At 72.1% G+C, this 12,516-nt stretch carries 17 protein-coding genes; 8 read left to right on the top strand and 9 right to left on the bottom strand.

What is annotated here, in order from left to right; all coding sequences use genetic code 11:
• The first annotated feature begins 24 nt into the window (after positions 1–24).
• Both ACFYPM_RS14740 and ACFYPM_RS14735 read left to right on the top strand, forming a co-directional pair.
• Positions 25–489, top strand: coding sequence for an Lrp/AsnC family transcriptional regulator (locus ACFYPM_RS14740; RefSeq protein ID WP_357065971.1), 465 nt, complete (start codon positions 25–27; stop codon positions 487–489).
• A gap of 74 nt (positions 490–563) precedes the next feature.
• Entirely contained in the window at positions 564–1,517 is a 954-nt protein-coding gene (locus ACFYPM_RS14735; protein WP_387195990.1) for a zinc-binding dehydrogenase, read from the top strand.
• Here ACFYPM_RS14735 and ACFYPM_RS14730 read toward each other — a convergent pair.
• The 3 genes from ACFYPM_RS14730 to ACFYPM_RS14720 form a co-directional block, all read right to left on the bottom strand.
• The gene (locus ACFYPM_RS14730; protein WP_387195987.1) at positions 1,514–2,620 is read right to left on the bottom strand and encodes a hypothetical protein; all 1,107 of its coding nucleotides are present in this window, start codon (positions 2,618–2,620) and stop codon (positions 1,514–1,516) included. The genes ACFYPM_RS14735 and ACFYPM_RS14730 overlap by 4 nt on opposite strands.
• Positions 2,621–2,701: 81 nt before the next feature.
• A complete protein-coding gene (locus ACFYPM_RS14725; protein ID WP_387195984.1) occupies positions 2,702–2,968 on the bottom strand; it encodes a DUF6457 domain-containing protein in 267 nt (88 codons plus the stop codon).
• Positions 2,965–3,594, bottom strand: coding sequence for a molybdenum cofactor guanylyltransferase (locus ACFYPM_RS14720; protein ID WP_387195981.1), 630 nt, complete (start codon positions 3,592–3,594; stop codon positions 2,965–2,967). Before ACFYPM_RS14720 ends, ACFYPM_RS14725 begins: the two co-directional genes overlap by 4 nt.
• A 101-nt stretch (positions 3,595–3,695) precedes the next feature.
• On the opposite strand from ACFYPM_RS14720, the gene fdhD reads away from it, so the two are divergent.
• The gene (fdhD, locus tag ACFYPM_RS14715) at positions 3,696–4,562 is read left to right on the top strand and encodes a formate dehydrogenase accessory sulfurtransferase FdhD (protein WP_357377232.1); all 867 of its coding nucleotides are present in this window, start codon (positions 3,696–3,698) and stop codon (positions 4,560–4,562) included.
• Positions 4,563–4,565: 3 nt separating this feature from the next.
• Here the strand turns inward: fdhD and ACFYPM_RS14710 are convergent, their stop codons facing one another.
• Together ACFYPM_RS14710 and ACFYPM_RS14705 are read right to left on the bottom strand one after the other, a co-directional pair.
• A complete protein-coding gene (locus ACFYPM_RS14710; RefSeq protein WP_387195978.1) occupies positions 4,566–5,273 on the bottom strand; it encodes a GAP family protein in 708 nt (235 codons plus the stop codon).
• Positions 5,274–5,444: 171 nt separating this feature from the next.
• Positions 5,445–5,714, bottom strand: a complete 270-nt coding sequence (locus ACFYPM_RS14705; RefSeq protein ID WP_387195975.1) for a hypothetical protein — start codon at positions 5,712–5,714, stop codon at positions 5,445–5,447.
• A 270-nt stretch (positions 5,715–5,984) separates the two neighbouring features.
• On the opposite strand from ACFYPM_RS14705, the gene ACFYPM_RS14700 reads away from it, so the two are divergent.
• The gene (locus tag ACFYPM_RS14700) at positions 5,985–6,734 is read left to right on the top strand and encodes a Scr1 family TA system antitoxin-like transcriptional regulator (protein WP_387195972.1); all 750 of its coding nucleotides are present in this window, start codon (positions 5,985–5,987) and stop codon (positions 6,732–6,734) included.
• On the top strand, positions 6,722–6,925 hold the full coding sequence (locus tag ACFYPM_RS14695; protein WP_387195970.1) for a DUF397 domain-containing protein: 204 nt from the start codon (positions 6,722–6,724) through the stop codon (positions 6,923–6,925). Before ACFYPM_RS14700 ends, ACFYPM_RS14695 begins: the two co-directional genes overlap by 13 nt.
• Positions 6,926–7,007: 82 nt before the next feature.
• Here the strand turns inward: ACFYPM_RS14695 and ACFYPM_RS14690 are convergent, their stop codons facing one another.
• The gene (locus ACFYPM_RS14690; RefSeq protein WP_387195967.1) at positions 7,008–7,958 is read right to left on the bottom strand and encodes an NADP-dependent oxidoreductase; all 951 of its coding nucleotides are present in this window, start codon (positions 7,956–7,958) and stop codon (positions 7,008–7,010) included.
• A gap of 49 nt (positions 7,959–8,007) precedes the next feature.
• Between ACFYPM_RS14690 and ACFYPM_RS14685 the strand changes: the two genes are divergently transcribed.
• Positions 8,008–8,631, top strand: coding sequence for a TetR/AcrR family transcriptional regulator (locus tag ACFYPM_RS14685; RefSeq protein ID WP_387195964.1), 624 nt, complete (start codon positions 8,008–8,010; stop codon positions 8,629–8,631).
• 28 nt (positions 8,632–8,659) lie between these two features.
• On the opposite strand, the gene ACFYPM_RS14680 is transcribed toward ACFYPM_RS14685, so the two are convergent.
• The 3 genes from ACFYPM_RS14680 to ACFYPM_RS14670 all read right to left on the bottom strand — a co-directional run bounded on the left by ACFYPM_RS14680 (position 8,660) and on the right by ACFYPM_RS14670 (position 10,414).
• Positions 8,660–9,058, bottom strand: a complete 399-nt coding sequence (locus ACFYPM_RS14680; RefSeq protein WP_387195961.1) for a hypothetical protein — start codon at positions 9,056–9,058, stop codon at positions 8,660–8,662.
• Positions 9,055–9,306 (bottom strand): hypothetical protein, encoded by a 252-nt coding sequence (locus tag ACFYPM_RS14675; RefSeq protein ID WP_387195958.1) that lies wholly within the window; start codon positions 9,304–9,306, stop codon positions 9,055–9,057. Before ACFYPM_RS14675 ends, ACFYPM_RS14680 begins: the two co-directional genes overlap by 4 nt.
• 61 nt (positions 9,307–9,367) lie before the next feature.
• A complete protein-coding gene (locus tag ACFYPM_RS14670; RefSeq protein WP_387195955.1) occupies positions 9,368–10,414 on the bottom strand; it encodes a DUF4192 domain-containing protein in 1,047 nt (348 codons plus the stop codon).
• A 174-nt stretch (positions 10,415–10,588) separates the two neighbouring features.
• On the opposite strand from ACFYPM_RS14670, the gene ACFYPM_RS14665 reads away from it, so the two are divergent.
• Both ACFYPM_RS14665 and moaA read left to right on the top strand, forming a co-directional pair.
• Positions 10,589–11,503, top strand: a complete 915-nt coding sequence (locus tag ACFYPM_RS14665) for a fructosamine kinase family protein (RefSeq protein WP_387195953.1) — start codon at positions 10,589–10,591, stop codon at positions 11,501–11,503.
• The gene (moaA, locus tag ACFYPM_RS14660) at positions 11,500–12,513 is read left to right on the top strand and encodes a GTP 3',8-cyclase MoaA (protein ID WP_387195950.1); all 1,014 of its coding nucleotides are present in this window, start codon (positions 11,500–11,502) and stop codon (positions 12,511–12,513) included. The genes ACFYPM_RS14665 and moaA overlap by 4 nt, the downstream gene beginning before the upstream one ends.
• Positions 12,514–12,516: the final 3 nt, after the last annotated feature.

Raw genomic sequence — 12,516 nt, 5'->3', positions numbered from 1 at the left:
CCGTTGCTTCTCAGAGGCGGAACGTTGCAGATAGACGCGGTAGACCAGCGGATCATTGCGTTACTCGTCGCGGACGCCCGAGCGTCGTACGCCGACATCGGCACCCGCGTTTCACTCTCCGCCCCGGCCGTCAAACGTCGCGTCGACCGGCTGCGGGCCACCGGAGTGATCAGGGGATTCACGGCCGTCGTTGACCCGGCCGCCGTCGGCTGGACCACTGAGGCGTTCGTCGAGCTGTTCTGCGCCGGCCGGACCACCCCGGCGCAGATCGGCGTGGCCGCCCGCCGACACCCGGAGGTGGTCGGCGCGTACACCGTCTCCGGGGAGGCGGACGCGCTCGTGCACCTGCGCGCCGCCGACATCGCCCACCTGGAGGCCGCGCTGGAACGGTTGCGCGCCGAGTCCTTCGTGACCTCGACCCGCAGCACGATCGTGCTGTCCCGCCTGGCAGAGTCCCCCGGTGTCGGCCCGTCCCCCCGTACCGCTTGACCTCAACTCCGGTTGAGGAGGTGGAGTGGTCGGAAGCGTGGGCGTGCCGCCCACCGCAGCCGAGGAGGATGTTGATGCGGGCGGTCTGGTTACGCGAGTTCGGTGGACCCGAGGTGCTGGTGCCCGGCCCCGCGACCGACCCGACGCCCGGCCCCGGCCAGGTGCTGATCGACGTCGCGTACGCGAACATCACGTTCGTCGAGACGCAGCAGCGTTCCGGCCGCCCCGGGCCGTTTGCGGTCACCCCACCCCTGATTCCCGGCAACGGCGTGGGCGGGGTGATCACCGCCGTCGGCCCGGACGTCGACCCGGCACTGATCGGGCGGCCGGTGGTCAGCGCCACCGGCGGCTCCGGCGGATACGCCGAACGCGCGGCGGTGGACGCCGCCGCGTCGATCGAGGTGCCCGACGGGTTGGCCGTGGACGAGGCGGTGGCACTGCTGGCCGACGGGCGTACCGCCAGCATGCTGATCGAGGCCGTCGGCGTCCGCCCCGGCGACCGGGTGCTGGTGGAAGCCGCCGCCGGTGGTGTCGGCAGCCTGTTGGTGCAGCTCGCCGCCCGGGCCGGCGCCCTGGTGATCGGCGTCGCCGGTGGGCCGCGCAAGGTGGGCCTGCTGCCCGGCCTCGGCGCCGACCATGCCGTCGACTACCTCCAACCCGACTGGGCCGACCGCATCCGGGCCACGACCGGAGGTGTCGACGTGGTGCTCGACGGGGTCGGCGGGGCGGTGGCCCGAGCGGCGTTCGACCTGCTGGACCCCGGCGGTCGCATGATCAGCTACGGCTTGGCGAGCGGGGATTGGTCCTCGGTGTCGCCGGACGCCGCCACGGCACGGCAGGTCACCCTGGTCCGGCCGAACACGTCACCCGAGCGGCTGCGGGCGTACACCCGGCAGGCCCTGGCGGACGCCGCGGCCGGCCGCCTACGACCGCTGATCGGCCAGCGGTTCCCACTGGAACGCGCCGCCGACGCGCACGCCGCCATCGAGGCGCGCGCGACGGTCGGCAAGACCCTGCTGGAACTCTAGAGATACATGCCGGTGCGGTGCTCCGACTCGTCGCGCCGAACCGGCTTGTCGCCCTCACCGAAGAACCGCTTGCCGCCGAACTCGCCGTGCAGCCGGTCGTCCAACTCGTCGGCCAGACCGGTCATCACCTGCACCGCCAGCATGAGGTGCGTGGCCTGGAAGTTGCGGCCGAAGACCGGGATGGACGCCCAGACCGTGTCGTCGGCGCAGTAGAGGCGGCCGATCGGCATCCGGTTCGTCAACTCGGAGAGCCGGACGTAGAGCCGCTCGGTCGGCTCCACCTCGGTGAGCACCGGCGAGAACACGTCCACCAGCGGGGGATTGTCGCGCACCCGCACGAAGACCATCGCCGAGCCGGCCCGGATGGTGATGTCGCCGTCCGAGTCGACCTGCAACCGGTCCGTGTCCGACTTCAGCATCGTGGAGACCACGGTCCGGACCCGATCGGCCAGGTCGAGCACGTCTTCCCGCTCGACCTGCGCGGAGGCCGCCGCGGCTAGCGCCTCCTCCAGGTCGGCCTCGACGTCGGCGTCCGGGCCGAACTCGCTGCGCGCCGTGCCCAACGGGTCCACGGCCAGCGGCTCACCCTCGCCGTCCTGCACCAGGTAGACGAGGAACGCCGGGTGCGGGGCGCCGTAGACGTCACGCAGCGTCCGGGAGAGCAGCGCGGCGATCCGGGTCGACTCGCTCGTCCGGTCGTCCAACCCGAAGGAGCCGCCGGAGCCGGCGACCACCCCGGGCGGCGACCAGCCGAGCGCAACCATCTCCGCCACCGCACCGCGGTCCAGCCGGTAGCCCGCCGGCAGCGTGGCGTTTCCGACCGCCCGCGCGGACAACCCGCCGCCGTCGCGGACGTCCACGCTGACCGAGTAGACGGCGTCCCCGGTGCCGGAGGCGGTCGGGTCCAGGGTCACCTCCAGGTGCGCGCCGACGGGAAGCTCCCGCAGCCGGAGGGCGAGCGCACGGGCGAACTCCTGCCAGGCCTCGGTCACCTTCGCCCGCAGGTCGGTCGTGCTGGGTTCGTCGAGCAGGATCGATTCCGCCGGCTCAGTCGTAGCGCCGGGTAGGTCATCGATCGGCGCCGAGGGGTGGTCAGCCGTCATGATCGCCTCCGTCCGTCACGATCACCCTACCCACGCCGCTTGAGTGCCCCGTCAACCCGGACCGGGATCGGACAACGGCGGTCAGGGGGCCGTCGGGTTCGCGGGATCCGCGCCCAGGTCGACCGGCCACGCGCCGGCCAGGGCGCTGAGCCGGGCCGCGGCGTCCACCGGGTCGGCGCCCCGGCCGACCGCAAGCCCCAGCAGGTACGCGGTGACCGGCGCGCCCGGCCGCAGCACCTGGTGGGCTACGTCGCGAGCCAGCTCCAGCACCGCCTGCACGGGCACCCCGGCGGGATCCAGATCCAGCTCGGTGCACGCCGCCGTCACCCAGTCGTCCATCACCGTCATCGCGTCCACTCCTCCGCCCGGCGTACGTCCTCGTCAGTGTCGCAGTCGAACCACGGCGGTGGGCCGTCGCCGGACCAGGGGACCTCCCGCACGACGAGCCCGGCCAGCAGCGCCCGGACCGGGGCTCCGGACAGGCTGCCGCCCCGCTCGACGGCCAGTCGGTCCAACCCGGCCCGCAACGCCGCGACCCGCCAGACACCGCAGAGCGACTGCCGCCGCCCGTGCCCGTCGACGAAGCACGCGCCGTCGGGCCGTTCGCTCCCGACCGGGCCGCCGCCGACCTTCTCCCCGGCGAGGTGGGTCAGCAGCTCGCCGATCGCGGCGCGGGTGAGCAGCGGCAGGTCGGCGGCGAGCAGCGCGACCACTGCGGTCTCCGGATCGAGCAGCGCCAGCCCGGCAGCCGCCGCGGCGACCGGACCTCCGCCCGGCGGGTCCTCCCGGGTGACCCGAACGCCCGCCGGAACGACGTCGACCGGACCGACGAGCACCCGTGGGCTGGCGTCGCTGACGGCGGCCAGCACCCGGGCACGCATCGGCCGGCCACCGACCGGGAGCGCGGGCTTGTCCACCCCGCCCATCCGTCGGGCGGACCCACCTGCGAGCACCACGGCGGCGTACCTGACCACCCCGTCACGGTAGCCGTGTCGACGCCCGTTGGGCGTCGCGCCCGGGTGCCGCCGGCCCGGTGGCCGTGCGGGCGTGCCGGCGGGGGGTGGAGGATGACGGGATGGGACGGGCAACAGATCGGCGGGGCGTACTTCGGATCGACCTGGACGCGGCGACCGTCGGGCGCGGGTCCATTCGTCGACAGGACACGCTCGCGGTGGAGGAACCGCTGGAGATCCGGGTCGGCGCGGCCGGCCCGGGCCGGCGAAAGCCCCTCGCCGTGACCATGCGTACCCCCGGGGACGACCTCGATCTGGCCATCGGGTTCCTGCTGACCGAGGGGCTGATCCGGTCGACCGACGACGTGTTGACCGCGCAGCTCTGTGCTGGCGCGGAGACACCGAACACGTACAACGTGGTGGACGTGACCCTCGCCCCCGGGGTGCCGGAACCGACCACCGACCCGTCCCGGAACTTCTACACGACAAGTTCCTGCGGCGTCTGCGGCAAGGCCAGCATCGACGCGATCCGCACCCGGTCCCTGTTCCCGGTCGCCGCCGATCCGCTCAGCGTGCCGGCCACGCTCCTCGCCGAACTGCCCGACCGACTGCGTGCCGCCCAGCGTGGCTTCGACCGGACCGGCGGGCTGCACGCGGCCGGTCTGTTCACTCCCGACGGGGAGCTGGTGGTGCTGCGGGAGGACGTGGGCCGGCACAACGCGGTGGACAAGGTGATCGGCTGGGCGGTGCGCGAACGTCGGCTGCCACTGGCCGGGCACCTGCTGCTGGTCTCCGGCCGGGCCAGCTTCGAGCTGACCCAGAAGGCATGGATGGCAGGGTTACCGCTGCTGGCCGCGGTGTCCGCGCCGAGCACGCTCGCCGCCGAACTGGCCGACGAGGCGGGGATGACGCTCGTCGGTTTCCTGCGCGGCCGGACCATGAACGTCTACACCGGGCCGCACCGGATCACGCTGGAACAGCCGGCCTGACGCTCAGCGACCGATCAGGTCGATCAGCTCCAGCCGCGCGGCGGCGTCCCGGGCGATCAGGAAGCCGGCGATGCCGAGGATCCAGCCCAACGCGCCGCCCGCCTTCGAGACGATCCAGGCGTTCAGGCGGGCCAGCACCGGCTCGACCAGAGCCGGACGGGCCAACCGGGCACCCAGCAACACCACCGCCGGCAGCACCATGACCAGGCAGTATCCGGCGAGCAGCGCCACCCCGGTCGCCGACCCGACCCCCGAGGTGGCCAACAGACCCACCGCGCCGAGGTACGGAAGCATGGTCGCCACCTCGGCGAGCGCGGCCAGCAACGCGAGCCCGACCAACCAGCGGGCCGAGGTGTCGCCGGCGGTGGCCCGGTCCCGCCACCGCAGCACACCACCGCCGCGGGGACGCCGTTTGCCGTCGTAGCGGAAGCTCAGCACCAGCATCGCCACGCCGAGGACGAGTTGCGCCCAGAGCACTCCCCGGTTGTCCAGGGCACCGCCCAGCGCGTCGCCCAACCGGCTGCCACCCCAGACCAGCAGCAGCCCCACCGCGAGATAGAACACCGCGATGGTGGCGAGGTAGCCCAGGATCCGCCGGGCGTTGACCGGCCCGGGGGCGAGCAGCAGCCAGACCGGGATGAAGAGGGTGCCGATGCTGGTGCTGTCCACCAACGCCAGCCCGGCCAGCGACAGCAGCAACTCGGGGGTCATGTCATACCAACGCGGTGAACGGCCACGAGATCATTCTCCGGCGGCGGTGGCCCTGCCGCGTCGGCCGTGAACAGGAGCAACGCGTACATCCTTCGACGGAGGGCAACGCCGGAGAAGCCCGCCCCGGGGCGAGCAACCTCGGGGGACGAGGGATCAGCGCCGGGGCGGGAGTCAGCGGGGCTGCCGAGCCTTGACTGTCGAGCCGGGCCGGCCGGACTGGCTGGTCGGGCCGGACGCCAACAGGTCGGCCCCTTCGCGGAGCACGAACAGTTCACGCTTGGCGCGTGCGCTGCCGTCCGGCCCCAGCTCGTACGCCTCGATCCAGGTCCAGCCGTGGTAAGTGTGCCGATCGGTCAGCTCACGGATGACCCGGATCGTGATGGGCCTGACGAACTGCGGGCTTGCCGCGCGGGACAGGCGTATGAGGTCGCCGGCCCTCATCGCCCCGATCATCGCGCCACCGCTGGCGTGGCCCCGCGCGATGCGGGCGGGTTCGTAAGCTTGTCCGGCATCGCTTCCCCCTCGTCCTTGGGAGGGGCCGCCCCTGAATGCTCGCCCATGAGGCGGCCCCGGCACGAACGCGACCGCCGGGTCTCGGGTAGTCCCTGCCGGCCACGCCGTCTCAGACACACGCTTCCAAGGGTTGCGATCCGAATACACTGCGTAGCAATATCTCTTGTGGACGTCTCGGACGAACCAGAGGAGGCAGGGATGAATCGCGCAGTCGCTGAAGCCATGTCGAAGTCCGGCCTGACCGCCGACAGTCTCGCCGCCCAGATCGGAGTCGACCCCAAGACGGCGGCCAAGTGGGCGAACCCGGGACGGATTCCGCAGACTCGGCACCGGTCGAAGGTTGCCGAGGTCCTCGGCCGCGACGAGGGCGACCTCTGGCCCGACCTGTACAAGCGACGCGAGCCGGCGTGGCTCCGGCCCTGGACCGACATCGAGCGCGAGGCAGTCGGGCTGCGGTGGTACGAATCCGCCGTGTTGCCCGGCCTCCTGCAGACCGAGGCGTACGCGCGAGCCGTGTTGAGCAGCGGGCTCTGGGCCGACGACGACCTGGAGGCACACGTGGAAACACGCCTCCGCCGCCAGGCCGACGTGTTCGACCGGCCCCGCCCGCCGTTGAGCGTCTTCGTCATCGACGAGGCCGCGCTGCGCCGGGGACGACCCGACATCATGGCCGAGCAGCTCGACCATCTGATCACGCTCGCCGAGCGGCCGGCCGTGATGATCCACGTCCTCCCCCTGACGGCTGGTCTCCACCCCGGCCAGGCCGGGCCGTTCGTCATCGCCAGCACGCCGGACGGCGGCGACGTCGGCTACCTCGACGACCAGGCCGCCGGACGCCTCAGTAATGACGTTGCTCCGCTGTGGGCGGTCTGGGATAGCATCAGATCGATAGCGCTGCCACGAGACCTGACCATCGACTTGATGAGAGCGCGAGCATGGATGACCTGACCGGCGCCCGTTGGCGCAAGAGCACCCGCAGCAGCTCGAATGGTGGCGCGTGCCTCGAGGTGGCCGACAACCTGCCTGGTGTCGTGCTCGTGCGCGACACCAAGGATCGGGACGGCGGCACGCTGACCTTCGGGCCAGCCGCCTGGGCGGGCTTCGTCGGGCTGGCGAAGAGGATCGGCCCCGTCGGCTGACGCGTTGTCTCATCAGACATCCAGAAGGATGATCGCCTGCGCCAAGTGACGCGGCAGGCGATCTCTGCGGCAGGCAACAACGTCAGTTGACCAGAACGATCCTTCCAGGTGCGTGGTGCGCCTCGCTCAACTCGTGTGCGGCCGCAGCCTCGGTCAGCGGAAACCTGGCCGCGACGGGAATGTGCAGCCGACCGGATTCGGCAAGGCGCACCGCGATGTCCAGGCCGTGTACCGCGAGCACATCGGCACCGGACCCCACTGCCTTGCCGGTCCGATCCGCAGGTGCGCCATGCGACAGGTGGACGCCGTGGGCGGCGGCCGTGAAGTCGGCGATCGTCACCACGCGCGCCGCATCTCCGGCGATGGTGATCAGATCGGGCAGCGCTCCTCCGGCGCAGTCGAACACCGCGTCGACCCCGCCCGGCGCCAACCTGCGGATTCGGTCGGGCAGCCCGGTGCCGTACGTTGTCGGCACCGTACCGAGCGAGCGCAGGAAGTCATGATTGCGCTCACTCGCCGTGCCGAGGACAACGGCGCCACGGGCGGCTGCGACCTGAACGGCGACGCTGCCGACCGCGCCAGCGGCGCCGTTCACCAGGACGGTGTGCCCCGCTGCGACCCCGAGCCGATCGAGAACGCGGGTGGCCGTCTCGACGCTGCCGGCAGCGCCGCCCGCCTCCTCCCAACTCCAGGCGGCGGGCTTACCGGCCCACGCGGTCAGCACCACGTGGTCGGCGTTGGCGCCACGCGTGGCCGGCGAGGTCATGCCGAACACCTGGTCGCCGAGGGTGACGTCGGTAACGCCGTCACCAACCTCGTCGACCACGCCAGCCGCGTCGAAGCCGGTCCGCCACGGGAACGTCACGGGCACCATGTCGGCCAGCTTGCCGGAGCGAATGAGCACTTCCCCCGTCGAGACCCCGGACGTCCGGACAGCGATCCGGACCTCACCCGGCCCGGCGTGCGGGGCCACGACCTCGGCGACGTGCACAACGTTGGGTGGCCCAAACTCGGCAAATACGACAGCTCTCATGGGCCGAACCGTAACGGAGCGCCCCGTCCGGTTAGCTAAAGTGAGACCGGTGACGGTCGAAGTGAGACAAGCCCAGCGGTCGGATGCGCGCGACAACCGGGAACGCATTCTGGCCGTCGCTCGCCTGGCGTTCGCGACCAACGGGCTCGACGTGCCGATCCGGGAGATCGCACGGCGGGCACAGGTGGGCGCCGCCACCATCTACCGGCACTTCCCCACCAAGGACGCACTGCTCGCCGAGGCATTCGCCGAGCAGATGACCGTGTGCTCGGCGATAGTCGAGGAGGGCCTCACTCAGCCTGACGCCTGGCTGGGCTTCCGCTTGGTGGTGGAGAAGCTCATGGAGACGCATGCCCACGATCGAGGCTTCGCCCGCGCCTTCATCAGCCAACTTCCCCAGGAAGCCGGCTTCACCGCCGATCGCACCCGAACACTGCGCATGCTGGCCGAACTCGTCGATCGGGCGCGAGCGACAGGCGAACTTCGGGACGACTTCGTTCTGGAGGATCTGATCCTGGCACTGATGGCCAACGAAGGCATACGAGCCGAGTCGACCGCCAGCCGCCTGGCAGCCGCCCGTCGTTTCGCGGCATTCATGATCCAGTCATTCCAGACAAGTCCGATGCGAGGACCACTGCCGCCAGCCGTCCGCCTACCGCTCTCGACACCCTGATCAACGCTGGGCGGCGACGGTGTCGGCGTCAGGCCAGGTCGAGGATGCTCCACCTGGCGGGTAGGACCTTCGCTGCCGCTTGGGGTTGCACTGTCGCGTAATGCGCCTCGTGGGTGAGTGCCGCGCGGGCGGCATGGCCGAACGAGATATCTCCATCAACGGCACGGGCGAGCGTGCCCGTGTCTCGCACGTCCTCGGCGTTGAGCGGCAGCAGGCGGATCATCGGGGCGCTCATCATCAGGGCCAGTAGCGCGACATCGATCTCGTCGCCCGTGCCCGCGATGGCGACAGCCAGGCACGTCGCCGGGATGGCAATCTGCCTGCCCTCGTCGGCGACCTCCAGCATCAGCTCCCCCACCGAGACGTTGCCCTCGATGTAGGCCGTCAACGCCGACGCGTCGAACACAGCAGCGATCTGATCGCTCATCCGGCACGCCCCAACATCCGGCGCCCCTCAGCCAGGGCGTCCGGCGGGATGGGCGTCGCCAGCCGCTCCCGCCACCGCGCCCTGCCCGCCTCGGTCACCTCGATACCGGCGCGCCGCAGCACCTCATGCAGGTGCGTGACGTCCATCTGGGCCCGCACCGCCGCGGTGATGGCGGCCGAGACGTTGGGCTGCTGGTCGAGCCACTCCGCGACATCGTCGGGGAGGCTCACGGAGCGCTTCACTGTCACGTTTTCCAGCCTATCAATTCCGGTAGCACCCGCGGTATTACCACGCGGATGGCGCGGCCGGTCAGCGGCGGCCACGTCGGCTCCGCTTGCGCGGACGGACGACCCCTGGCATCCCGACCGACGGCCAGCCGTCCAGCTCGGACGGGGGCACCCCACGCCGGAGCATGTCGTCCAGCAGCACGGCGAGCGCGTAGTCCGGGTGCAGGCTCAGCGTGCGCTCCAGCGCCACCGCCGCCAACGCCCCCTGGCCGGCGCGCCAGGCCGCGAAGGCCAGCAGCGTGCCTGGCGCGGCGGCCAGCTTCGGCTCGGCCCGGCGCAGCACGTCGGTCCAGAGGGCGATGTCCCGGTCCCGACCGTCGGTGCGTTCCCAGGCGTGATCGCGGATCGGCAGGTGGACCATCAGCAGGCTCAACCAGGCCACCTCGTCGTCGTCGAGCCGCTCACCGCGGCGCTGCCGACGCTGGGCCTCGCGGACCGCCGCGACCCCGGCGGCGCACATCGTCCGGCTGCCGAGCAGGTCGCTCGATGGCGCCTGGTCCAGCAGCTCGGCCAGGCGCAGCTCGGCGCGGGCGGTGGCGGCCCGTAGCGCGTCCCGGGCCGAGCCGTCCACCGGTGCCACCTGCGCCACGAGGGCGGCCCGGTCGGGGAGCGCGACCTGGCCGGCGAAGACCGCCGAGGCGGTCACCGGGTTGGCGGACGGGTCGTAACGCCGACCCTCGGGCGGGCAGCAGTCGGGCTTGGTGCAGAGGTAGGACCACCACCGTCCCTCGGTCACCCGCAGCGCGTCGAGCACCTCCAACCCGGCGGCGGTCAGTGCGGCGCGCACCGCGTCCACGCTCGGCGTCACCCGATCGGGTGGCCCGTAACCGACCACGGTGGCGGCCTCCGCGCCCTGCCGACTGATCACGCCAACCAGGTGCCGGGCCCGCTCGACCGGATCAGCCGACGGGTCGGGGAGGTCCGCGCGAGCGGCGAAGATGATCTGCCGCCCGCGCAACGCCACCGCGACCACACTGTCGGTGGGATGGAAGCCGAGCAGGTACGGCACAGCGGCGATCAGGTCGGCGGGCGAGCGGACGGCGAGCTGGGGGCGGTCGGTCGAGGTCATGTCGCAAGCCTGCGGCGGCTCTGCCCGGCCTCAACAGCCCCTGTGGATGACACGCGGTCTATCCACAGTTACTGAACGTGTTTAGGCTGCTCACCGCTTATCCACGAGTGCCGAAAGAGGCCCGATCTCATCGGGCGGCACCGTGGCGTCACAGGGAGCGGTTACCGTGCGCTGATGGACCTGGCGTACCTGCGCGCGCACCCGGCACACCTGCCGACCTTTCGGACCCACCAGCGGATCCGGGAGACGCCGGTCGCCGGTGGGCACATCTGCGCCGCCGCCCGCCTCACCCTCGACGACGGCCACTCCGTCTTCGCCAAGTCCTGGCCCGAGGGGGCCGGCCAGGAGGCGCCGGAGGGCTTCTTCGCCGCCGAGGCGGCCGGGCTGCGCTGGCTGCGGGAGGTCGGGGCGATCGGCGTACCCGAGGTGATCGTGGCATTGCCGGGCCTGCTCGCGCTCGACTGGGTGCAGCCCGGCGAGCCGACGCCGGGGGCCGCAGACCGCTTCGGCCGGGAGTTGGCCGACCTGCACCGGGCGGGCGCACCCACCTTCGGTGCGGCCTGGCCGGGTTTCATCGGGTCGCTCCCCCAGGACAACACCCCCACCGACGGGCCGTGGTCGACGTGGTTCGCCGAGCGACGCCTCGTCCCGTACCTGCGACGCTCGGTCGACGGTGGCGCGCTGACCAGCACCGACGCCACCCTGGTCGAGCAGGTGATCGGTCGGCTCGACGGGCTCGGCGGCGACGAGCCACCGGCGCGCGTCCACGGCGACCTGTGGCCGGGCAACGTGCTCTGGGGCGCCGACGACCGGGCCTGGCTGATCGACCCGGCGGCGCACGGCGGGCATCGGGAGACGGATCTGGCCCAGCTCGCTCTCTTCGGCGGCATCCCCTATCTGGACCGGATGCTGGCCGCCTACCAAGAGAGCTGGCCGCTGCCGGACGGGTGGCGCGACCGGGTCCCACTGCATCAACTGCATCTGCTGCTCGTGCACACCGCGCTCTTCGGCGGCGGCTATCGGAACGCGGTGCTTCAGGCCGCCCGCGCCGTCCCGGGCCGGGTCGAACGCGCTACGGTCGACAGGTGAGCGCCGCCCCGGGGACCGATGGCGTCCTCGTCGACCGGTACGGCCGCGTCGCCCGTGACCTGCGCGTGTCCCTCACCGACAAGTGCAACCTGCGCTGCACCTACTGCATGCCTGCGGAAGGGCTGCCCTGGCTGTCCGGCCCGGATCTGCTGACCGACGAGGAGATCGTCCGGCTGGTCCGGGTGGCCGTCGAGCGGCTCGGTGTGACCGAGGTGCGGTTCACCGGCGGCGAGCCGCTGATCCGGCCCGGCCTGGTCGGCATCGTGGCCGCGGTGGCCGCGATGCGGCCCCGCCCCCGGGTCTCGCTGACCACCAACGGCATCGGGCTCGACCGGCTGGCTCCGGCGCTGGGCACGGCCGGCCTGGACCGGGTGAACGTCTCACTGGACACCCTGGACCCGGACCGGTTCACCCGACTCACCCGCCGTCCCCGCCTCGACGCGGTGCTGGCCGGGCTCGCCGGGGCGGCCGCCGCCGGGCTCACACCAGTGAAGATCAATTCTGTGCTGATGCGCGGGGTCAACGAGGACGAGGCGCCCGCCCTGCTCCGCTTCGCCGTCGATCACGACTACCAGTTGCGGATCATCGAGCAGATGCCGTTGGACGCTCAGCACGGCTGGGACCGTGACACCATGGTCACCGCCGAGGAGGTCCTGGCCTCTCTGCGTACCGTCTTCGATCTCAGCCCCGACCCGACCGAGCGCGGCGCGGCACCGGCCGAGACCTGGCTCGTCGACGGAGGTCCCGCTCGGGTTGGCGTGATCGCCAGCGTCACCCGACCGTTCTGCGGCGACTGCGACCGCACCCGGCTGACGGCGGACGGCCAGGTCCGCGCCTGCCTCTTCGCCACCGAGGAGTCCGACCTGCGCGCGGCGCTGCGCACCGGCGCGGACGACGACGAGTTGGCCCGACGCTGGCGCGTCGCGATGCGGGGCAAGCGCGCCGGGCACGGCATCGACGACCCCACCTTCCTTCAACCGACCCGGCCGATGTCCGCGATCGGGGGCTGAGGC

The organism is Micromonospora sp. NPDC005203 (assembly GCF_042872705.1).
Taxonomy (GTDB): Bacteria; Actinomycetota; Actinomycetes; order Mycobacteriales; family Micromonosporaceae; genus Micromonospora.
This window is presented reverse-complemented; position numbering and strand designations above follow the sequence as displayed.